Below are 20586 nucleotides of genomic sequence, written 5' to 3'. Positions count from 1 at the left end.
CGCCGCCTCCTCGGCGCAGGCGACTACGCCGGCCTCAAAACCCTCACCACCACCACCAACTAACCCCCCGGCCCACATCCCCACCACAGCCCTTGCGAGCCCTCCCCACCGGGAGGGCTCGCTGGCATTCCAGGGCAAGTACGCACCCACCCAACCCGCGACCCCGGTGGCGCGTCTCCCGCATATGACGGCAAGGGACCTCTCCTGGGACGGATGCGTAAACGCCCGCGACCTAGGCGGCTTGGGAACACGCGACCGGGCGCGGTCGTTCGCCTCGAAGCACCGACGCACCTGACCGCCAAGGGGTGGGCGGCCGTATGGGCGCACGGGGTGCGCACCGTCGTGGACCTGCGTGAGGTCGACGAGGGCGAACCCGACCTGACACCACGCCCCACCGGCATCACGACCGTGCGAACACCCCTCGAACCCGTCGGCACACCGTTCCTCGAACACTGGCAGCCGATCGACGGCCTGGCCTCCCCGCTCTACTACCCGGCGATGCTCGCCGAGCACCCGGAACGGGTCACCACCACCGTCCACTCCCTCACCATGCCCGACTACCTCCTCGACAACGGCCTGTCCACCACCGAACTCGCCGCCCTCCGCGCCCGGTTGTCGGGGACCTGAAGCAACTCCCGCCCGCCTGGAGTGGGACCGTGAACCGCGCCGCCGCATCGTTCTACGGTCCCGCCTTCGGCGACGCGCCGGCCAAACCGACCGAGTTCCTCTCCGTGGCTAAGATCGACGACCGGTACGGACCCGTCGGACCAGACGAACTGGACGGTGACCCCGCTGTCGTCACCGACGACACACAGATGGCACTGGCCGTCGCCTGGGCGCTGCGCAACGGTGAGCTGACGCCCGCCGAGGTGGAACCCCGGCTGCGGAAGCGATTCGTGGCCTGGGCGCACAGCCCGGACAACAACCGCGCGCCGGGCATGACGTGCTCGCCTGAAATAGTCCAAAGTGGACCAATCTACCGCCGGTGGCCGATGAGGTGGAAGACGCGGCTCATGGCGCGGTAGGGGTCGCGCAGGCTCGACTCGAACTCGACGGCGGCGATGGCGTCGAGTTCGGCGGTGTCGTCGAGGTCGAGCCAGTCGGTGAAGAGCCAGACGCCGTGCCACGTCGTGGGGGGCAAGTCGTTGGCGCGCAAGAGGTCGGACAGGTTCTCCACGGTGTCGGCCCGGGTGGGGGTGCCGAGTACACCGGTCTCGGTCGTGGCGTCGAAGGCCGCGAGGGCGTCACCCCAACGCTGTTCGAGGGCGGGCCGAACCGCCAGGGTGTGCGCGTTGAGCGCCATGATCGACAGTAGGCCGCCGGGGGCGACGCAACGGCAGAGCGCGTCGACCAGGGGTTCCGGCCGCGGGAGGTACATGAGCACGCCGTGGCACAGAACGGCGTCGAAGACCTCTCCACCGACGGCCTCGGGCGCGTTCTCGCCGTCTGACCGCAGCAGGCGCACGCGGCGCCGCACGGCCTCGGGCTCGGCCCCCAGCCGCTGCTCGGCCTTGGCGAGCATGGCGGGCGACGGATCGACGAGCGTCACCTCGTACCCCAACCTGGCCAACGGCAACGACTGGTGCGCCGCCCCACCACCGACGTCGAGCACGGTGGCGGGCGGTTCGGGGAGGTACCGGAGCAGTTGCCGGTGCAGGACGTAGGTACGCACCCGCCCCTTGACGGTCGCGTACGCGCCCTCCACGAAAGCATCGGCGAGCGGAGCCCAGGCATCTTCCGACATGCCAAGAGTTTCCCACCCGCGGAAGTCGAGGCGGCGTGCCGCTCCGCGAACCGCACGGTCGACGACTCTCGCGCACACCGGATCACGACCTCGACCTCGGGACTCAACCAACCATGCGGACACGTCACCCGCGAAGGCTACGTACGACGCCCACGGGACGGGGCCGAATTACCAGCGGAACGCGTCGTGGACCGCGGGCAGGCCGGGGCGGAGTTCTTCCTCGATCGCCGCGCTCTCCCGCGGGGTCATGGTGACCTTGGCGCCCGAGTAACCGCGGCCGGCGATGGCCGCGATGCGCCGCCCGGTCGGCGGGTGGGTGGAGTCCGGGGAGTGCTCCTCGTCGGCGGGCGCCGGGTTGGCGGCGAGCCATTCGCGGGCGGCGGCCCACATGTCCGGGTCGCGGCGCAGGCGCGCGGTACGAGCGGTGCGGGTGATGGTCTCGCCGTGGGTGAGCTTCGCCAGGGCGGACCGCGTCGCCCCGCCACCCGCGATCGTCGCGGCGAGGTGGTCGGCGTAGTACTCGGCGCGGTGGCCGTTGCGGGTGAGCAGGCGGTTCTGCAGGTACGCGAGGCCGAGCACCGGGGACGCCGCGATCACCATCAGCACCCGGCTGACGGCCCCCGTGACCGAGTCCTCCATCCCGTTCTCGGAGCTCAGCGCGCCGTGCAGCTCGTACAGGCTGCGCAGCGACGACCCGACCAGCAGGCCGTGCCGGGAGTCGCCGTTGACGTCGTGGCCGAGCTCGTGCCCGAGGATCGCGATCCGCTCGGCGTCGCTGAGCACCGCCCACAGCGGGTAACCGATCCGCAACAGCGGGCGCCCGCGGAGGCCGATGTCCGAAAAGGACGCGTTGATGTCCGCGGTGACCACGATCCGCCACAGCCGCCGCGCCCCGAGCCCCTCGGACACCCGGTCGGCCACGGCGAACAGCGTCGGCGCGCTGTCGCGGTCCAGCACCACCTCGTCCCGCCCGAGCCTGCCCAGTCGGGGTCGCATCAACACCGCCAGTGACAGCAGCGCCGCGCACCCGACGGCGGCGATCACCATGCCCGGTCCGCCGCCGGGCAGCGTGAGCAGCCACACCCCGACGACGACCAGCGCCAGCACGAACGCGTGCACCACGACCGCGATGCCCGCGGCGGTCCACGCGGCGGGCCCGCGGTTGGGCCGCGCGATCCGGTCGCCCACGACCTGGTCGTACGCGGCCGCGATCGCCCGCTCGGAGGTCCCCACGCCCAACCGTACCAAATGGACTCAAAGGTCACCACCACTCGACGCGATTGACGTGTAGCCATCCGACATGTAAGCATCCTACCTACAGCTTGTGTAGCGGTCCTGCATATGATTCGGGGGGAAGCGTGGCAGCGGTCGACTTGGCCCGCTTGGAGTTCGCGATCACGGTGGTGTTCCACTACCTGCTGGTCGCGCTGACGCTGGGCCTGGTGGTGCTGGTCGCGGTCGCGCACACCCGCTGGGTGCGCACCGGCGACCCCGTCTACGAGCGGATGACCAGGTTCTGGGGCCTGCTGTACCTGGTCAACTACGCGGTCGGCATCGGCGCGGGCCTGGCCATGGAGTTCCAGCTCGGGATGAACTGGGCGGGACTGGAGAACGCCACGTCCGGCGTCTTCGGCGCGCCGCTGGCCGTCGAGACCGTGGTCGCGTTCTTCGTCGAGTCCACCTTCCTGGCGCTGTGGATCTTCGGGTGGCGCGCGCTGCCGCAGCGCCTGCACCTGGCGTGCGTCTGGGTGGTCGTCGCGGCGGCGTACCTGTCCGCGATCTGGGCGTTGTTCGCCAACGGATTCCTCAACCACCCCGTCGGCTACGCGCGGCGCGGTGACGTCCTCGAACTCACCGACGTCGGCGCGCTGCTCACCAACCCCAACGCCTGGATCGCCATCGGGCACATCGCGGGCGCCGCCATCACCACGGGCGGCTTCTTCGTGCTCGGCGTGACGGCGGTGCTCAAGCGCCGCGACCGCGTCGACCGCGAGTTCCAGCGCCGCTCGTTCCGCATCGGCGCGCACGCGGCCTGCTGGGGAGCCGTCGTCACCGCGGCGGTCGGCGCGCTGCAACTGGAGGCGGTGGTGAAGGCGCAACCGGTCAAGTTCGCCGCGTTCACCGGATCCGCCGAGAAACTGGACGAGTACGCCGCGGCGCTGGCGGCGAGGTTCGGGCAGGTGGACCTGCCGCCCGCCGGACTGGTCCGCGGCTGCGCGCTGGCCATGATGGTCATCGGCGTGGTGGCACTGGTCGTGGGCGTGTGGGCGCTGCTGGCGACCCGGCGTGACCGGATCCTCTCCGCGCGTGTGCTCCCCGCGCTGCTGGTGCCGTTCCTCGCCCTGCCGTTCCTGGCGAACACCGCGGGCTGGGTGTTCCGCGAGGTCGGCAGGCAGCCGTACACGGTCTACGAGCTGCTGAGCACCCGGCAGGCGCTCACGCCGTCGCTGACCACCGCCGACCTCACGGTGTCGCTGGTCGCGCTGGCGGGCGTCGTGCTGGTGCTGCTGGTGCTGGACTGGTGGCTGCTGGCCCGCCTGGCCCGGCGCGGACCGGACGCGCCGAACGACCTGTGGACGTCCGCCGACGCGGTCCTGGTCTGAGGAGGGGACGATGGCGACGCTGTGGCTGGTGGCGTTCGGGTTGCTGTTCACCGGATACCTGGCGCTGGCCGGGATCGACTACGGGGTGGCGGTACTGCTACCACGCGTGGCGCGCACCGAGAGCGAGCGCAGACTGGCGCTCAACGCGATCAGCCCTTTCCTGCTGGGCAACGAGGTCTGGCTGGTGGTGTCGATCGGGATCCTGATCGGCACACTGCCGGGATTGGAGTCCCGACTGCTCGTGGGCGCGTTGCCGCTGGCGCTGATCGCCGTGGTGGGCGCGATCGTGTTCATCGTGTCCGTCCACTTGCGAGGTCGCGGTGCGGGCGGATCCTGGGACACGCTGGTATTCCTGGGTGGGGCGTTGGCCGCTTTCGGTTGGGGCGCGGTGCTCACCTCGCTCGCGGGCGGGCTGCCGTTGGACGCGTCCGGGCACGTCACGGGAACATCGGTCAGCCTCTTCGCGATCCTGGGCGGGTTGACGATGGTGTCACTGCTGGCGGTGCGCGGCGGGGCGTTCCTCGCCGCGCGCACCACAGGCGCCGTAGCGGAACGGGCTCGGCGCGCTGTGGTCACGTTGGTGCTCCCGACCGGGGCCTTGTTGATCCTCACCGTGGCGACCGGGTGGGCGAGCGGCGAGTTGGACGGCGTGCGCAATCCGGCGCTCGGGTCGGCTTTGTCGCTGGTCGCTTTGCTCGGCCTCGCCGGACTTTGGCGCCGTTGGGCCGGGGCATCTGTCGTCGCGGTCGCCTTCGTGCCGTTGTCGGTGTTCGCGGCCAAGTACCCGACACCGATCACCGCCGACCCGCCGGGGACGTCGCCATCGTTGGCGGACCTCGCGGCTGACCCCGCCGGGCTGGCCCTGGTGACGTGGACCGCGATTCCGTTGCTGCTGCTGGTGATCGCGGTGCAGGGCTGGGTCTGGTGGGTGTTCCGCGGCCGGGTCACCCGCCAATCCCCGATCTTCTACTGATGGGCGGCCTCGACCGGGACCTCCTGAAGCGCTACCCGCTTCTGCGGCGGTTCCTGATCGCGCGCGGACTGGCCGCGTCGGCCGGTGCCGCAGCGACGATCACCCAAGCCGTGGGCCTCGCCCAAGTTCTCACCACACCTACCAATGGCACGCTGGTGCTGCTCGGTGCCGTTGCCGTCGCACGGGTCGCGTTGGCGTGGTGGGACCGGTGGAGCGCCGAAGCCGCTGCGGGGGAGTGGAAACACATCCTGCGCGTGGAGGCGGTCGCGGGCTTGCGGGCGCGCGGGTTGCGGGGCTCGGCCGGGGCGGGCTCGGTGGGGACGTTGCTCACCAAGGGAATCGACGCGGCGGAGAACTACGTCACCGGACCACTGGCCGCGCTGCCGGACGCGGTGGTCACCCCTGTGGCTGTCCTTGGGGCGCTATTCGCGCTGGACTGGCCGTCCGCCTTGGTCGTGGTGGTGACAGTCCCGCTCGTCGTGTTGCTGCTGGCCTTGGTCGGCACCTACACGCGGGACCGCTCGGCCCACCAACTCGCCGAACTCCTGCGACTCGGCTCCCAGTTCCTGGAGGCGGTCAGCGGCCTGATCACACTGCGGGTTCTCGGCAGGGAAAACCATACCGCGCAACGGGTCCGCGAAGTCGCCGACGCGCACCGGGTCGCGACGGTGCGAACCCTGCGCTGGGCGTTCCTCTCGTCACTGGTACTGGAAACGATCACTTGCCTCTCGGTCGCGCTCATCGCCGTCCCTGTCGGTTTCCGCCTGCTCGAAGGGAGCCTGACCCTCGCCGTCGGTCTCGCGGTACTGGTGCTCGTCCCGGAAGCATTCCGCCCACTACGTGCGCTGGGCGCGGGTTTCCATGCTGCGGAGGACATTCGCGCAGTGCTCGCCGCCCTCTCCTCGACAGGCTCGGCAGTGCGCGTCCAGGACCGGCTTCCCGCGCCTCCCCTGACTCCCGGCCCGATTTCGGTGCGGGACTTGGCGGTCGGATTCGACAAGCCGGTGGTCACCGGTATCCGCTTCGAGTTGGAGCCAGGCGGTCGGTACGCGCTCGTCGGCCCGAGCGGCAGTGGCAAGACGACGCTGCTGCGCACCATCGCGGGACTCCTGCCGCCACTCGCCGGCGAGATCCGCCTGGGCGATACGCCTTTGGGCGCCATCGACCCACGTGCGTGGAACCGCCACCTCGGCGTGGTTCCGCAACGTCCGCACCTGTTCTCGGGTACCGTCGCCGAGAACATCTACATCGGACTTCCCGACGCCGCCCCCGACCGACTGTGGCACGCGCTGGACCAAGCGGGCGCCGCCGACTTCGTCCGCGCCCTGCCCGCCGGCCCCGACACGCCACTCGGCGACCGAGCCCTCCGCCTGTCCGCGGGCGAACGCCAACGCCTCGCCCTCGCCAGAGCCCTGATCCGCACCCCGGCGGTCCTACTCCTCGACGAGCCCACCGCCCGCCTGGACGTCACCACCGAAACCGCCATCCTCGACGCCGTCGACCGCCTCCCCGCCACCGTCCTGGTCGTCACCCACCGCCCCCGTGTCGCGGCCCGCGCGGACACCGTGATCACCATTGCCGACGGCCAGGCAGCCGTCTCGCGGTGGCAGCCGTGCTGAGGCTGGTGGTGACTCGCCGCCCGCATGTCGAGGCCGGAGCGGAAATGGTGGTTGTCGTCGCTGGTGTTCGGGTGGTTGTCCCGTGGTGGCAGCCGTGGTGAGGCTGGTGGTCGCGGCACTGGCCGGTGTCGCGTGCGAGGCGGCCGGGGTCGGTCTCACCGGGGCGGCGGTGTGGCTGGTCTGCCGAGCCGCGCGGCAACCACCGCTGTCGGCGTTGGTCGTGGCCGTCGTGCTGGTGCGCGGACTCGCCGTCGGGCGGGGCGGGTTCCGCTACGCCGAGCGGATCCTGGGGCACGACGCGGTCCTGCGGACCATGGCGACCATCCGTGGCCGCTTCTTCGACGCCCTGATCCCACGCGCGGGTGGCGAGTACCGGCGAGGTGACCTCCTCGGACGCCTGGTGTCTGATGTGGAGTGCGTGCAGGACCTGCTGCTGCGGGTCGCGCTCCCCACCGTCGCGGCGATCTCGGTCGGCGGTATCGCGGTCGCCTGGCTGGCCACCCTCGCTCCCGCCGCCGCGCTCACCCTCGCCGCGGGCCTGTTGATCACCACGCTGCTCCTGCCAACCGCCGCCGCCCTCTCGGCCCACCGCGCCGACGCGCCCTTGGCCGCGGCACGCGCCGACCTGACCGCCCGCGCCATCGACCTGGTCGAGGGCATGGAAGACCTACTCGTTCACGGCTCGGAAGCCCTTGCCGCCCAACGAGAGCAGACAGCGGCGACCGCGGTGGCCCGACTGGAACGACGCCGAGCGGCCACGCGTGCCGCCCTTGCCTGTGGGGCCGTACTCACCCAACTCGCGACCTGCGCCGTGGTGGCGTGGCAGACCCATGCCGCCTCCGCGGTAGTCCTCCTCGGCAGCCTCGCGGTCATGGAGGTGACCCTCCCACTGCGATTGGGAGGGGAACGCCTCGGCAGTGCACTCAACGCACTCACCCGAGTCCGCGCGATCCTCCGCACCCCAACGCGACCGGCCCCACCCACCACGGCCCCCAAACCCCCTGTATCCCTCCGCTTCCGGGGAGTCGGCTACACCCATCCGGGCGCCGACCGCCCCGCACTCGTCGACATCGACCTGGAGGTCCCCGCGGGCACCCGAGTCGCGATCGTCGGCCCCAGCGGCTCGGGCAAGAGCACCCTGCTGGCCCTGGCGCTGGGCCTGACGCACCCCGACCACGGCCACGTGGAACTGGGAGGAGCGAACATCACCGCGCCCCTCCGCCCGCGCCTGGTCAGCGGTCTACCCCAAGACCCGGCCGTCTTCGCCGGCACCGTCCGCGCCAACCTCGAACTCGGCAACCACCAGGCCGACACCCCCGACCTCTGGCACGCCCTCACCAGGGTCGGCGCCCACGACTGGGTCCGCGACCTCCCGAACGGCCTGGACACCCCGATCACCGACAGCACGATCTCCGGCGGCGAACGCCAACGCCTGGCCCTGGCCACGGCTCTGCTCGCCACCCCGGACCTGCTGGTACTGGACGAACCGGTCGAATCGCTGGACCCCACCACCGCCGACGCCGTCCTCACCGACACCCTCAACGCCACCCGGCACCACACGACCCTCCTGGTCAGCCACCGCCTGCGCGGCCTGGAACAGGTCGACCGGATCGTGGTCCTCCAGGCAGGCCGGATAGCGCAATCCGGCACCCACCACGACCTACTCGCCACCCCCGGCCACTACCGCGACCACTACCTCGCCGAACTCGACCCTCACGACTCGCGACCGTTGACCTGACATCGCGACCCACACCCAGCCGATCGGGTCACGTCGAGCCGCCGACCCCCGAATCGGGGCACCACCCCGACCAGCGCGGTGCCCCGAGGCAGGAGCGGCAAGACAAGGAGGTCTCCACTGACCCTGGTGGCGGTCGTGCCGATACGTGGATCCTGCTCGCGGCCAACGCGGCCAACGCGGCCAACGCGGCCAACGCGGCCAACGCGGCCAACGCGGCCAACGCGGCCAACGCGGCCAACGCGGCCAACGCGGCCAACGCGGCCAACGCGGCCAACGCGGCCAACGCGGCGAGGCGCCGGTCAGTGGTGGCGGACGACGCGATCTTCGCTCGGCGTTGGTGTGTCGTGTCGCCACACCTTGTTCACCGCGGTCGCGACCAGCGGCCAGACACCCGCGGCGCTCGATGGCGCGATGGCAGCACGGTGTGGTCTTCGCTCGGCCTCGGTAGGTCGTGCCGCCGCGCGCTGCTCTCCGCCATCGGCGAGCACCCGGTCAAGCCGGGTGCTCCGGGTGGATCGCGGCGCGAGCGGCGTGGCGGTGGACCGGAACGGATAGGATCGCGTTCGGCCAAGGGGGTGCCATGACCGCACGTCACATCGGCGAGCCGCAGACCATCGTGGAGTACCTGCGTGCTCTCGACCCGGCTCTGCGCGGGCCGTGTGACTGGCGGGGGCGGGTGCTCGCCGAGGTCGAGGACGGACTGCGCTGTGAGGCTGAGGCGCTCGGTTCGGAGTCCGCTGCCATCGAGGCCTGGGGGCCGGTGTCGTTGGTGGCGGCCGGGTTCGCCGAGTCGGGGCAGGTCTTTCGGGCCCGGCGGCTGGCGAAGCACGTGCTCGTCCGGCTCCCGCTCCTGATCGTCGGCTGGGCGCTGGTCGTGGCGCTGAGCCCCGACCCGTGGCCGCAGGAACCCGCGGTCGTCCACTGGGTCGCGCCCGTGTTGTTCGCGGCCACCGCCGCCGCGTTCATCGGGGCGCTCCAGTTGATCCGCCGCGGCGGGCCGACCAACGCGGGTGTGGTGTCCGCGTGCGTCGGTGTCGGGGTGGGCGTGGTGTGCGTGGCCGTCCTGCTGGTCAACCGCATCGAGGCCGCGGGTGGTCACCTCTTCTGGCCCGCCGCCGTCGCGTCGGCCGCCTTGACCGTCACCCTGGTGGTCGGCGTCGCCACCCACGCCCGCCACCTGCTGCGCCGCGCCTAGCCCTCGTTCAGCACGACGGCGCGGATCGTGGCGATGATGTCCCGCCAGTTCGCGCGGGTGGCGGTGAGGGCCTGCTCGCCGGCGCTGGTGATCTCGTACACGCGCCTGCGCCTGCCGCCGACCAGTTCCCAGCCGCTGCGCACCAGGCCGCCCGCCTCCAGGCGGTGCAGCGCCGGGTAGATCGTGCCCGACGGCAGGTTCACCTTGCCCCCGCTGCGCTCCCGCAGGGCCTCGATGACCGAGTACCCGTGCCGCGGGCCGGAGCTGAGGACGGCGAGCAGCATCCCGTCGAGGTTGCCCTTCAACTCCTCCGCCCGCATAGGCAGTGATGCTACACAAGCGGACCCGGTGTGTCCGCCCGCAGCGGAATCGCCACCCCCGGAGGCGCGCGCGGTGCCACGATGACGGTATGGCGGACATCCTCTACCTCCACCGCGCCCGCACCCCTGAACCCCTGTGGCGCGAGGCCCTGGGACGGCGGCTGCGCGCCACCCGGGAGGAACGGGGCGACCGCCTGGTCGACACCGCCGAACGGGCGGGCATCTCCCCCCAGTACCTCTCCGAGATCGAACGCGGTCGCAAGGAACCGTCCAGCGAGATGATCGCCGCGGTGACCGGCGCGCTCGGCGTCGACCTGGCCGACCTGCTCATCGGCGTCGCGGGCGAGATCCGCCAAGCACCCGCGGGCCCCGTGCTGCGGGCCGCCTGAGACCCGGCACAAGACCGACAACGCCCCCGGTTCGCACTCCCCGTTGGCCTGGTGCCCCGATTCGGTCGTCCCGCCAACCGGTTGGCAGGTGGCGGTGTCCACAATCGCGTGGCGGTTCCGGCGGGCGGCGCCCGCCCGCGCGGTCCGCTCGACGTCGCGGCCCGGACCGCGGCGGTGCGCGACGCGGTCCGGGGACACGAGTCGCACCGGCACGGGTCACCTCAGTCGCGGTGGTCGAGTACGCGGTCGGCCAGGCCGTAGGCGACGGCGCCCGCCGCGTCGAACACGCGGTCGCGGTCGGTGTCGTGCCGCAGGTCCGCGGTGGCCCGCCCGGTGTGCCGGGACAGGATCTCCTCCAGCTGCGTCCGCACCCGCACCACCTCGTCCGCCTGCAGGATGAGGTCCGGGATGGTGCCCCGCCCCTGAGCCGCAGGCTGGTGCAGCACGACCCGGGTGTGCGGCAGCACCGCCCGGCGACCGGCCGCGCCCGCCGCCAGCAGCACCGCCCCGGCCGCCACCGCCTGGCCGACGCAGGTCGTGGCGACCGGCGCCTTGATGTAGCGGATGGTGTCGTACAGCGCGAGCATCGCCGACGGGTCGCCGCCCTCGCAGTTGATGTACAGGTTGATCTCCAGCTCCGGGCTGTCCGCCTCCAGGTGCAGCAGCTGCGCGATCAGCGCGTTGGCCACGCCGGAGTCGATCCCGGTGCCGAGGTAGACGATCCGCTCGGCCAGCAGGTGCGAGTAGACGTCCATGATCCGCTCGCCGCCGGGGCCGCGGGTGATGACGTTGGGGATGGTGTAGGTGCTCACGCGGGGGCTCCCGGGGTCGAGTGCAGGCCGATGTCGTGGGCGCGCACGGGCATGACCTGGTCGAGGTCGGCCACCACGTGGTCGATGAAGCCGTACTCGCGGGCCTGCGCGGTGGTGAACCACCGGTCGTGCAGCGAGTCGGCGAAGATCCGGTCCACCGGCTGCCCGGTGTCCTCCGCGATGATCCCGAGCACGGTGTCACGGGTGTGCCGCAGGTCGTCCGCCTGCACCTCCACCTCGACCGCCGACCCGCCGATCCCCGCCGAACCCTGGTGCATCAGGATCCGCGCGTGCGGCAACGCGAACCGCTTCCCGCGCGTCCCCGCCGACAGCAGGAACTGCCCCGCGCTGCACGCCAACCCCAGCGCCACCGTGGCCACGTCGCACGGCACGAGCCGCATCACGTCCCGAATGGCCAACATGGACGGCACCGACCCACCCGGCGAGTGGATCCACAACGCGATGTCCTTCCTCGGGTCCTCGCCCGCCAGCGACAGCAGCTGGGTGGCCAGCACCGTCCCGTTGTCGTCGTCGAGCACACCGTCCAGCACCAGCACCCGCTGGTCGTAGAACCGCTCCCGCAGCCGGTGCCCGAACAGCGGCGGCCTGTCGTCGTTAGCCATGTCCCCACGATGCCGGGCGCACACCGGGATCCGCCCGCCACTCCGCCGTGAGCGGATCCGCTCTCAGCAGCGGCGGGCGGCCACACCGAGGTGGTGTGGCCGCCCACGGCGTCAGCAGAGGCCCGTGTAGTAGGCGTTGGTCGTCCGCCACGACAGCTGCCGCTTCTCCCAGGGAGAGAAGCAGGAACTGTCGTAGGTGTTGTCGTAGTAGGAGATGTGGACCCACACGTAGGTCGAACCGCAGTGCCGGTACCAGTAGGTGTACCCGGAGAGCCAGTTCCCGGCCCGCCAGTAGCCACACGGATCGTCCGCGACGGCAGCGGGCGCCGCCACAACGGGTGCCGGTGCCGCCTCGGCGGCACCGGACGTACCGGTCCCGGCCAGCATTCCCCCGGCGAGTACCGCGACGGCAGCCGCCGCCCGCGCGAACATGCGCACAGATTTCCCCTTCACGATGGATTGTTCGCCGAAGACCGACCACAACGCCCGGGGCGGAGGCGAATCCGCGCGGCCGAGCAGTCCGTTGTGGATGGTCGCCGCGCAACCCAGTGGCGCGACATCGCAGAGGATAACCGGGAATTTCGGCGGATTGCAATCGACTGCGCTGGATGCGGAACCCTTTTGTCCACGCGTGAAACCGGTTCTCCTGAGGTCTGGAATTCGGGTAGTAGGCACCCATTCGAACCCGACTACCCGCGGGAACGGCGGCTTCAAGCACGCCCGAATCCGGACCCCTCCGGGATGTTCCGAGTGGACAGCCGCCGCGGGCCGGTGTCCGGGAACGCGAACCGGGTGGGGTGGGACAATGTCCCACCCCACCCGGTTTCAGCTTTCAGCTGTCAGTGCGGCCCGTCAGGCGGGCGTGCAGCTGGTCGGCTCACCCGACTGCGCGGGCAGCGAGATCGCGTTCCAGGCGGCCTTGGTCTTGTTGTACAGGTTGCAGGTCTTGTCCAGGTTCTTGGCCGCGGTCAGGGTCGTGACCCGGTACTTCTTGTACGTCATGCCGCTGGTCTTGAGCAGCATGCCGCCGTAGAAGATCCGGCCCGCGTCCTTGATGCCGACGCCGGTCACCGTGGAGTTGTTGCAGGTGGGGCTGTTCGGCTTGCCGCCGCCGGGGGCGGAGCCCTCGGCGAGCAGGTAGAACCAGTGGTTGAGCGGGCCCGCGGCCTTGTGCACCTCGGTGTTGGGGATCGAGGAGCTGTAGCAGTTCGGGTCGTTGCTCACCAGCGACGGGTTGTACATGTTGCGGATCGGGCCGGAGCCGGTGAGGTTGACCGTCTCACCCACGGTGTAGTCCGGCTTGTCCTTGGGGTTGTTGGCGTAGGCCTCGGTCAGGGCGCCGAAGATGTCACCGGTGCCCTCACCCAGCCCGGCCTCGCGGGACGTGCCGCCCGGGGTGTTCTGGTCGAGGCCGTGGCCGTACTCGTGGCCGACGACGTCCATCGACGCGATCCACTTGTTGCCCTGGTTGTGGCCGATGGTGATGGTCGAGCCGTCCCAGTACGCGTTGAGCTGGTTCAGGCCGACCTTGCCCGGCCACGAGCGCCCGGAACCGTTGTGGCCGTTGCGGCCCATCCAGTCCTTGAGCATGTTCCACTCCTGCTGCGCCGCGTAGAGCAGGTCGCCGCAGCCGGTCTCCTTGCTCGAGGCGCTACCCGTGCCCCAGGAGTCCGTGGACTTGGTGAAGACACCGCCGTTGTAGTCCGAGCACTGCAGACCCGGGCGGGTGGTGTCGACCATGCGGTAGCTGCCGCTGGACCCGCTGGTGTTGATGGTGACGTTGCCGTTCCACTCGCTGTTGAGCGAGCCGTCGGCGGCGTCCTCGACCTTGTCCAGCACGGCGCCGGTGGTGGCGTCGACCCACACGGTCAGGTGGCTGGGGCCACCGTTCTTCTTCGTGCCGATCAGCAGGTGCTCCCACGCGAGCGCGGGCTTGTCCTCGGTGACCTTGACGACGAGCCTGCCGGTCTCGACCTTCGCGGTCGCGCCCTGCAGGCCCTTGGCGGTCGCCTCGGCGGCGGCCTTGCTCACCCGGGCGCCGGTGGACGGGACGGCCACCTTCGCCGAGGTGCCCGCGACGGTCGCCCGGACCTGGCCCTGGCCGTCGGCCAGCACGGTCGCGTCGCCGCCGACGACCGGGATCCCGCGCCAGGTGCGCTGGTAGCTGACCGAGTACAGGTCGTTGAGGTACGGCGTGACCATGCCCCGCTCGTAGACCTCGTCCGGCCCCTTGGCCAGCGCGTCCAGGCCGGCGACCGCGGCGCGGTCGGCGGCCGAGACCGCGAGGGCCTGGCGGTCGGGGGCCTGCTCCTGGCCCTGACTGGCGAACACCGGCGACGAGGTCAACGCGACCACACCGCTGGCCAGCACGGCGAGGGCTACCCCGGCCGTCATCGTTGTGCGCTTCATACATGCTCCTCATGGGCAGGGTTGCGCGCCCGGTGCCGCCCGCCGCCTCGTGGGCGACCCGCCCCCTACGGCCAGCTCACACTGGCGACGCAGAGGTGTACGCACGTCACCGAGCGCGACCAAGCATCGAGACGCGGCCGGTCGGCAGTCAACGGAATCCGTGGTGGGAATGGCTGTTTGTCAACATCAGGCAAGTCGGCGCAACGGCGCCACGGCCGTCGATTCCGCCGTAGTGCCAGGTAAATGCCCCGGACAACATGGTGCGGATTCCGGACTGGCGAAATCTGTTATGTAAGCGTACGAACGGGGTGCGGCCGGTGATATGCCACCAATCGGCCGGGAACGGTCGGCCGGAACGCGACAGGATGAGCGCCATTCACTTCGGCGACCCCGGCCGGTAACACGGCACTCGCGTCCGAGGTACGGGCAATTGATCCCATTCGGCGGATTCGTACAAATCCGACACGGAGACTACCGGATCCGACCGGAGTCGTGGAGATCGGATTCCCCGCGTGCCCTCCGGGTGTCTTCGAGCGGGGGCAGCCCCTGCGGGAATCCGCAACCCGTGGGCACCCCGACACCGGCGACGACCGCCTTGACAGCTTCTTGGACCACCTGCCGCCGACGCGGCGCGGTCGGCCCGCCCGCGCTCCGGGCCGTTGAACCGGAGGCGGGACACCAGGCGCGCGCCGCGCGGGGTCCGCCACTCGCCCAGCCGAGATAGCGGCGGTTGCCGTAGGCGGATACGGAAATCTCGGTCCGGTAGTGGCCGTCGCGCAGGATGGTCCGGTTTTCGACGCCGCCGATACCGTTGTGCCGCCGCCTGCTCTGAGTCGTCCCAACCGGGAATCGCCCCTCCGTGATCCCGTCGTGGACGGACCTGTGGGCGGAGGTGGCCGACTCGGCGCGATCGGCGAACATCGCCTGCCACTCGGCGACCGACTCGGTGACGCGCGACGCCAGGAATACGGCGATCCCGACCAGTGACGCGCAAACGATCCCGAGCGTCAGCGCGGTGGCGCGATTCGGTGACCAGGCCAATGGCGAGGGCGCGGCGATACCGGCGCGGAACCACAGCTTCCCCACCGCGCCGAACGGTTCGCGGAAACCGCTCCGGGGACGTTGTCGGACTTTGCCCTTCTTCCGGGCCCGCCGCCGCTCGTCCGACCACCCCGTTTACCGGCCGGTACCCACCGCGCACGGCTGTGTCAGGAGCCGTGTCAGCGCGAGGGCGGGGCCGTGTCAGCGTGGGCCGTGACAGTGCTCCCATGACGAGTTCAGCGATCACCGCCACGGGCCTGCGGAAGGCCTACGGGGACAAGGCCCGGGGGCACAAGACCGTGCTCGCCGGGGTCGACCTCGACGTCCGGGCGGGTTCGGTCTTCGCCCTCCTCGGCCCCAACGGCGCGGGCAAGACCACCACCGTGCACATCCTGACCACCCTCCTCGCCCCCGACGCCGGTTCGGCCCGCGTCGCCGGGTACGACACCGCGTCCGAGACCAGGGCCGTGCGGGCCGCGATCGGGGTCACCGGCCAGTTCGCCTCCGTCGACGACCTGCTCACCGGCGCGGAGAACCTCCGGCTGATGGCCGACCTGCACCACCTCGGCAAGCGCGAGGGCACGCGGGTCGTCGACGACCTGCTGGCGCGGTTCGACCTGGCGGAGTCGGCGGGCAAGCAGGCCGCGACCTACTCCGGCGGGATGCGCCGCAAGCTGGACCTGGCGATGACCCTGGTCGGCAGGCCGGAGATCATCTTCCTGGACGAGCCCACCACCGGTCTGGACCCGCGCAGCAGGCGGACCATGTGGGACATCGTCCGCGAGCTGGTCGCGGACGGCATGACGATCTTCCTCACCACCCAGTACCTGGAGGAGGCCGACCAGCTCGCCGACCGGGTCGCGGTGCTCGACCGGGGCCGCCTGGTCGCCGAGGGCACCCCCGGCGAACTCAAGCGCCAGGTCCCCGGCACGCACGTCCGCCTCCGCCTCGCCGACGCCGCCCGCCTCGACGCCGCCGCTCGGGTCCTCCCCGGCGCCACCCCGGACCCGGACGCGCTGACCCTCCGCGTGCCGAGCGACGGCGGCGTGAAATCCCTGCGGTCCCTGCTGGACCGCCTCGACGAGTACGCCGTCGAGGTCGAGGAGTTCTCCGTGCACACGCCGGACCTCGACGACGTCTTCCTCGCCATCACCGGACACCAGAGCACGGAGGCCCAGACCGCATGAGCGCCATCGCCGATTCCCTGACCATGCTGCGCCGCAACGCCAAGCACAGCCTGCGCGACCCGGTCGTGCTGTTCAACGCCATCCTGTTCCCCATCGTCATGATGTTCATGTTCGTCTACGTCCTCGGCGACGGCTTCGACGTCGGTGGTGGCGCCTACGTCGACTACGCCGCGCCGGGCATGGTCATGCTCGCCCTCTGCTACGGCATGGGCAGCACCGCGACCGCGGTGAACTCCGACATGACCAAGGGCATCATCAACCGCTTCCGGGTCATGAACATCTCCCGCGCCGCGGTGCTGACCGGACACGTGGTGTCCACTGTGGTCCGAACCGTGCTCGGCATGGCCGCGATCGTCGGCGTGGCCTTCGCCATGGGGTTCAGCCCGTCCGCGAACCTCGGCCAGTGGTTCGCCGCGGTCGGGATCCTGGTCCTGACGGTACTCGCGGTCACCTGGCTGACCATCGCGTTCGGGCTCGCCGCCAAGTCGCCGGAGTCGGCCGGGTTCTTCGCCGTGCCGCTGATCATGCTGCCGTTCTTCAGCAGCGCGATCATCCCGGCGGACAAGATGGGCCCGGGCATCCGGCAGTTCGCCGAGTACCAGCCCTTCACGCCGATCATCGAGACCGTGCGCGGTCTCTTCAACGGCACGCCGTCCACCGGGTCCACGCTCGCCGCGATCGGGTGGTGCGTCGGGATCGGCGTGGTCGGCTACGCCTGGGCGCTGGCCAAGTTCACCAAGCGAGGGTGACCGCCACCAGCTCCCGCCAGTCCGCCCCCGCCCGCGTCGCCTCGGTGAACCCCGCGTCACCGAGGCGACGCCGCGCTTCCCGCTCGATCCGCGCGACGTCCGGCTGGGACCGGTCCGGCAGGCCGCGCACCGCCGCGCTCGCCGCCAGCAACCGGGCCGCCTGCGCGTGCTCCCCTTGGCGCAGCGCCAGATCCGCGACGCCGACCAGCACCTGCGCGACCATCGGCGCCGCGGCCCGCGCCGCCACCGCCTCGACCGCCGCGGCCCGGTACGCGCGGGACGCGGCCAGGTCGGCGGCTAGGTAGCCGCGCTGGTCGTTGATCACCGCGCGCATCCCGGCCCGCTCCGCGTGCGCGCCGAGCATCGCGGTCGCGGCGTCCAGCTGCTCGCCCGCCCGCTCGGTGTCCCCGCGCCACCGCGCCAGCTCCGCGTCCACCAGCGCCAGCTCGACCAGCGCCTCCGGCCAGGCGACGCGGTCCGCCAGCCGCCGGGCCCGCGCCATCGCCTCGGCGGCGGCGTCCTCCTCGCCCGCCAACCAGCGCAGCTGGCCCCGACGCGGCAACATCCGCACCACGTCTTCCAGCGCCCCGACCTCGGTGGCGACGGCGATCGCGTCCGCGTAGTGCGCGCCGGCGCCCGCGAAGTCGCCGCGCGCGGCGATGCGGTCCGCCAACTCGGTGAGGGCGAACGAGATCCCCCACCGGTCGCCGATCGCGCGGAACTCGGCCAGCGCCGCCGCCAGGTGCTCGTCCACCTCCCGGCTCCCGTCGCCGAGCATCCCCCGCAGCTTGCCCAGGTTCAGCCGAGCCAGGGCGCGCACCCAGGGGTCCGCGTCGGACAGCAGCGGTTCGTAAGCGGGCAGGTACGCGTCCGGTGCCACGAGCATCCGCTCCAGCGGCTCGGCGAACCCCACCGCCGGGTGCAGCCCGCTCGGCACGCCCCGGCTCACCTCGTACGCCCGGTGGATCCACTCCGCCGCCTCGTACTGGTCGCTGCGCCCGGAGACCACGAACATCACGACGAACGCGTACACCACCGCCCGGACCTCGGCGGGCACCTCGCCCGGCACCGCGGTGGCCGCCATGACCAGCTCGTTGCCCTCGGCCTTGTGCCCGGCGAACCACCAGTACCAGCCCGCGGCCGCCGCCAGCCGCATCGCGCCGTCGGCCTCGCCCGCCGCGATCGCGCCGCGCATCGCCGCGCTGATGTTGTCGTGCTCGGCGGCCAACCCGGCGAGCCACTCCAGCTGCTCGGCGCGGCGCAGGTGCGGGTCCGCCGCCGCGGCGAGACCGGTGAAGTACGCCAGGTGCGCGCGCCGGGCCCGGTCCGCCTCGCCCGCCTCGGCGAGCCGCTGGGCGGCGTACTCCTTGATCACGCCGAGCATCCGCCAGCGCGGCGCGCCGTGGCCGCTCGCCACGAGCAGCGACTTCTCGGTGAGCGCGGTCAGCAGGTCGAGGGTGTCCGCGCCGCCGTGCACGTGCTCGGCGGCCTCCAGGCTCGCGCCGCCGGAGAACACCGAGAGCCCGCGCAGCAGCCGCCGCTCGTCGTCGGTGAGCAGCTCCCAGCTCCAGTCGACCACCGCGCGCAGCGTCCGGTGGCGGGGGAGCGCGGTGCGGCTGCCGCCGGTGAGCAGCCGGAACAGGTCGTCGAGCCGGGCGGCGAGCTGGTCGAGGGTCATGGTGCGCAGCCGGGCCGCGGCGAGCTCGATGGCCAGCGGCATGCCGTCCAGCGCCCGGCAGACGCGCGCCATGGTGGACAGGGTCCCCGCGTCCGAGCCCAGGTCCGTGCGCACCGCGGCGGCCCGGTCGCGCAGCAGCCGCACGGCGGGCGACGACCCGATCTCCTCGGCGGTGGCGGTCGGCGCGGGCAGGGCCAGGGGCGCGACCGGCCAGAGCGCCTCACCGGTGATGCCGAGCGGCTCCCGGCTGGTCGCGAGGATCCGCAGCCGCCCGCACTCGCCGAGCACCCGGTGCGCGAAGGCCGCCGCCGAGGCGATCACGTGCTCGCAGTTGTCCAGGACCAGCAGCGTCTCGCGGTCGCGGACCGCGGCGACGAACCGCTCCGTCGGCTCCGCGTCCGGCGCGCCGCCGAGCAGCGCGTCCCGGTGGCCGAGCGCGGCCAGCGTCGCCTGCGCGACCTTGTTCGCGTCCGGGTCGCCGTCGGCGCCGATGGCGGCGAGCTCGACGAGCCGGGCGCCGTCGGGCAGGTCGTCGAGGAGCGCGCGGGCGGTCTCGGTGGCGAGCCGGGTCTTGCCGCTGCCGCCCGGTCCGACGAGGGTGGTGAGGCGGTGCCCGGTGATCAGCGCGGAGACCGCGGCGACGTCGTCGTCCTTGCCGACGTAGCTGGTCAGCTCGGCGCGCAGGTTGGTCCGCCGGGGTTCCTCGCGCGGCCGCGCCAGTTCGCCGCGCAGCAGCGCGACGTGCAGGTCGGACAGCTCGGGCGACGGGTCGACGCCGAGCGTGTCGGCGAGGGCCTCCCGGGTGCGCTCGTAGACGAGCAGCGCCTCGGTGTCACGGCCGGTCGCGACGAGGGCCCGCATCAGCGCGGCGACCAGCCGCTCCCGCACCGGGTGGGCGGCCACCAGGTCGGTGAGTTCGGTGACCGCCTGCCCGCTGGCCGCCTCGGCGTCGAACCGGTCCTCCAACGCGGTCAGCCGCAGCGCCTCCAGCCGGGTGACCGCCGCGTCGAACGCGGCGCTCTCCTGGAGTCCGACGTCCTGCATCGGGGCGCCGCGCCAGAGCGCGAGCGCTTCGCGCAGTTGTCGCGGATCGCCGTCCTCCCGCGCTTGGCCGACGAGGCGTTCGAACCGCACGGCGTCGACGGCGTCGGGCGCGACCGTCAGCAGGTAGCCGTTCGGGTGTCCCTCGACGGACCCCGCCGGCAGCGCCTTGCGGAGCCGGGAAACCAGGCGTTGCAGGGCGTTCGCCGCCTCGGCCGGTGGCCGCTCGCCCCAGATCCAGTCGACCAGCGCCGTCTTCGGGACCACGCGCCCCGGTTCGAGCGCGAGGGCGACCAGCAGCGCCCGCAGCCGGGCGCCCGGCACGTCGACCGGGCGGCCGTCGTCCGCGCGCACCTCGAACGTCCCCAGCAGCCCGATCCGCACCCGGTGGATTTTGCCACGCCACCCCTGGCCGCTGACCTGCGGTGTTGTCCATGACGGGCGGTGTCCGGGTCGTGTCAGCCG

At 72.0% G+C, this 20586-nt stretch carries 20 protein-coding genes; 10 read left to right on the top strand and 10 right to left on the bottom strand.

Annotated elements, in window-relative coordinates; genetic code table 11:
- The first annotated feature begins 213 nt into the window (after positions 1-213).
- Both CLV40_RS30515 and CLV40_RS30510 read left to right on the top strand, forming a co-directional pair.
- The gene (locus CLV40_RS30515) at positions 214-627 is read left to right on the top strand and encodes a tyrosine-protein phosphatase (RefSeq protein ID WP_245931660.1); all 414 of its coding nucleotides are present in this window, start codon (positions 214-216) and stop codon (positions 625-627) included.
- Positions 628-656: 29 nt separating this feature from the next.
- A complete protein-coding gene (locus tag CLV40_RS30510) occupies positions 657-1025 on the top strand; it encodes an ADP-ribosylglycohydrolase family protein (RefSeq protein ID WP_104482467.1) in 369 nt (122 codons plus the stop codon).
- Here the strand turns inward: CLV40_RS30510 and CLV40_RS30505 are convergent.
- Entirely contained in the window at positions 977-1744 is a 768-nt protein-coding gene (locus CLV40_RS30505; protein ID WP_104482466.1) for a methyltransferase, read from the bottom strand. The two genes, CLV40_RS30510 and CLV40_RS30505, sit on opposite strands and share 49 nt — an antisense overlap.
- Positions 1745-1912: 168 nt before the next feature.
- Positions 1913-2977, bottom strand: coding sequence for a M48 family metallopeptidase (locus CLV40_RS30500; protein WP_104482465.1), 1065 nt, complete (start codon positions 2975-2977; stop codon positions 1913-1915).
- A gap of 125 nt (positions 2978-3102) precedes the next feature.
- Between CLV40_RS30500 and CLV40_RS30495 the strand changes: the two genes are divergently transcribed.
- The 4 genes from CLV40_RS30495 (at position 3103) to cydC (ending at position 8677) form a co-directional block, all read left to right on the top strand.
- Positions 3103-4347, top strand: coding sequence for a cytochrome ubiquinol oxidase subunit I (locus tag CLV40_RS30495; RefSeq protein WP_104482464.1), 1245 nt, complete (start codon positions 3103-3105; stop codon positions 4345-4347).
- Positions 4348-4357: 10 nt separating this feature from the next.
- A complete protein-coding gene (locus tag CLV40_RS30490) occupies positions 4358-5320 on the top strand; it encodes a cytochrome d ubiquinol oxidase subunit II (RefSeq protein ID WP_104482463.1) in 963 nt (320 codons plus the stop codon).
- The gene (cydD, locus tag CLV40_RS30485) at positions 5320-6939 is read left to right on the top strand and encodes a thiol reductant ABC exporter subunit CydD (protein WP_104482462.1); all 1620 of its coding nucleotides are present in this window, start codon (positions 5320-5322) and stop codon (positions 6937-6939) included. The genes CLV40_RS30490 and cydD overlap by 1 nt, the downstream gene beginning before the upstream one ends.
- Before the next feature lie 85 nt (positions 6940-7024).
- Positions 7025-8677 carry a thiol reductant ABC exporter subunit CydC gene (gene cydC, locus CLV40_RS30480; RefSeq protein ID WP_181043834.1) on the top strand — a complete coding sequence of 551 codons (1653 nt, stop codon included), beginning with the start codon at positions 7025-7027 and terminating at the stop codon, positions 8675-8677.
- A 28-nt stretch (positions 8678-8705) separates the two neighbouring features.
- Here cydC and CLV40_RS39145 read toward each other — a convergent pair whose 3' ends face one another.
- Entirely contained in the window at positions 8706-8960 is a 255-nt protein-coding gene (locus tag CLV40_RS39145; RefSeq protein ID WP_146108304.1) for a hypothetical protein, read from the bottom strand.
- 297 nt (positions 8961-9257) lie between these two features.
- On the opposite strand from CLV40_RS39145, the gene CLV40_RS30470 reads away from it, so the two are divergent.
- On the top strand, positions 9258-9872 hold the full coding sequence (locus CLV40_RS30470; RefSeq protein WP_104482459.1) for a hypothetical protein: 615 nt from the start codon (positions 9258-9260) through the stop codon (positions 9870-9872).
- On the opposite strand, the gene CLV40_RS30465 is transcribed toward CLV40_RS30470, so the two are convergent.
- Positions 9869-10192 carry a PadR family transcriptional regulator gene (locus CLV40_RS30465; protein ID WP_104482458.1) on the bottom strand — a complete coding sequence of 108 codons (324 nt, stop codon included), beginning with the start codon at positions 10190-10192 and terminating at the stop codon, positions 9869-9871. The genes CLV40_RS30470 and CLV40_RS30465 overlap by 4 nt on opposite strands.
- A gap of 89 nt (positions 10193-10281) precedes the next feature.
- Here CLV40_RS30465 and CLV40_RS30460 point away from each other — a divergent pair, with 89 nt between their 5' ends.
- Positions 10282-10581: a helix-turn-helix domain-containing protein gene (locus CLV40_RS30460; protein WP_104482457.1), complete on the top strand. Its 300-nt coding sequence runs from the start codon at positions 10282-10284 to the stop codon at positions 10579-10581.
- A 221-nt stretch (positions 10582-10802) separates the two neighbouring features.
- On the opposite strand, the gene CLV40_RS30455 is transcribed toward CLV40_RS30460, so the two are convergent.
- From CLV40_RS30455 to CLV40_RS30435, 5 genes are all read right to left on the bottom strand, one after another.
- Positions 10803-11393, bottom strand: coding sequence for a ClpP family protease (locus CLV40_RS30455; protein WP_104482456.1), 591 nt, complete (start codon positions 11391-11393; stop codon positions 10803-10805).
- The gene (locus tag CLV40_RS30450) at positions 11390-12016 is read right to left on the bottom strand and encodes a ClpP family protease (protein ID WP_104482455.1); all 627 of its coding nucleotides are present in this window, start codon (positions 12014-12016) and stop codon (positions 11390-11392) included. Before CLV40_RS30450 ends, CLV40_RS30455 begins: the two co-directional genes overlap by 4 nt.
- A gap of 111 nt (positions 12017-12127) precedes the next feature.
- A complete protein-coding gene (locus CLV40_RS39140) occupies positions 12128-12448 on the bottom strand; it encodes a DUF6355 family natural product biosynthesis protein (protein WP_245931662.1) in 321 nt (106 codons plus the stop codon).
- A gap of 420 nt (positions 12449-12868) precedes the next feature.
- Complete coding sequence (locus CLV40_RS30440; protein WP_104482454.1) at positions 12869-14425, bottom strand: M4 family metallopeptidase; 1557 nt, start codon at positions 14423-14425, stop codon at positions 12869-12871.
- Positions 14426-14896: 471 nt separating this feature from the next.
- The gene (locus CLV40_RS30435; protein WP_104482453.1) at positions 14897-15511 is read right to left on the bottom strand and encodes a hypothetical protein; all 615 of its coding nucleotides are present in this window, start codon (positions 15509-15511) and stop codon (positions 14897-14899) included.
- Positions 15512-15693: 182 nt separating this feature from the next.
- Between CLV40_RS30435 and CLV40_RS30430 the strand changes: the two genes are divergently transcribed.
- The gene (locus CLV40_RS30430) at positions 15694-16653 is read left to right on the top strand and encodes an ATP-binding cassette domain-containing protein (RefSeq protein ID WP_104482452.1); all 960 of its coding nucleotides are present in this window, start codon (positions 15694-15696) and stop codon (positions 16651-16653) included.
- Positions 16650-17402: an ABC transporter permease gene (locus tag CLV40_RS30425; RefSeq protein ID WP_181043833.1), complete on the top strand. Its 753-nt coding sequence runs from the start codon at positions 16650-16652 to the stop codon at positions 17400-17402. Before CLV40_RS30430 ends, CLV40_RS30425 begins: the two co-directional genes overlap by 4 nt.
- Here the strand turns inward: CLV40_RS30425 and CLV40_RS30420 are convergent.
- A complete protein-coding gene (locus CLV40_RS30420) occupies positions 17386-20505 on the bottom strand; it encodes an ATP-binding protein (protein ID WP_104482451.1) in 3120 nt (1039 codons plus the stop codon). The two genes, CLV40_RS30425 and CLV40_RS30420, sit on opposite strands and share 17 nt — an antisense overlap.
- Between the last annotated feature and the right edge of the window lie 81 nt (positions 20506-20586).

The organism is Actinokineospora auranticolor (assembly GCF_002934265.1).
Classification (GTDB): domain Bacteria; phylum Actinomycetota; class Actinomycetes; order Mycobacteriales; family Pseudonocardiaceae; genus Actinokineospora; species Actinokineospora auranticolor.
Note: the sequence above shows the minus strand (reverse complement) of the source record. Positions and strands in the feature narration are given on the sequence as shown.

Excerpts from the sequence above, each read along its gene's own strand:
- CLV40_RS30505 (WP_104482466.1), bottom strand. The coding sequence starts at position 1,744 with ATGTCGGAAGATGCCTGGGCTCCGCTCGCCGATGCTTTCGTGGAGGGC.
- CLV40_RS30425 (WP_181043833.1), top strand. The coding sequence starts at position 16,650 with ATGAGCGCCATCGCCGATTCCCTGACCATGCTGCGCCGCAACGCCAAG.
- CLV40_RS30490 (WP_104482463.1), top strand. The coding sequence starts at position 4,358 with ATGGCGACGCTGTGGCTGGTGGCGTTCGGGTTGCTGTTCACCGGATAC.
- cydD (WP_104482462.1), top strand. The coding sequence starts at position 5,320 with ATGGGCGGCCTCGACCGGGACCTCCTGAAGCGCTACCCGCTTCTGCGG.
- CLV40_RS30440 (WP_104482454.1), bottom strand. The coding sequence starts at position 14,425 with ATGAAGCGCACAACGATGACGGCCGGGGTAGCCCTCGCCGTGCTGGCC.
- CLV40_RS30515 (WP_245931660.1), top strand. The coding sequence starts at position 214 with ATGCGTAAACGCCCGCGACCTAGGCGGCTTGGGAACACGCGACCGGGC.
- CLV40_RS30470 (WP_104482459.1), top strand. The coding sequence starts at position 9,258 with ATGACCGCACGTCACATCGGCGAGCCGCAGACCATCGTGGAGTACCTG.
- CLV40_RS30450 (WP_104482455.1), bottom strand. The coding sequence starts at position 12,016 with ATGGCTAACGACGACAGGCCGCCGCTGTTCGGGCACCGGCTGCGGGAG.
- CLV40_RS39140 (WP_245931662.1), bottom strand. The coding sequence starts at position 12,448 with ATGTTCGCGCGGGCGGCGGCTGCCGTCGCGGTACTCGCCGGGGGAATG.
- CLV40_RS30465 (WP_104482458.1), bottom strand. The coding sequence starts at position 10,192 with ATGCGGGCGGAGGAGTTGAAGGGCAACCTCGACGGGATGCTGCTCGCC.
- CLV40_RS30430 (WP_104482452.1), top strand. The coding sequence starts at position 15,694 with ATGACGAGTTCAGCGATCACCGCCACGGGCCTGCGGAAGGCCTACGGG.
- CLV40_RS30460 (WP_104482457.1), top strand. The coding sequence starts at position 10,282 with ATGGCGGACATCCTCTACCTCCACCGCGCCCGCACCCCTGAACCCCTG.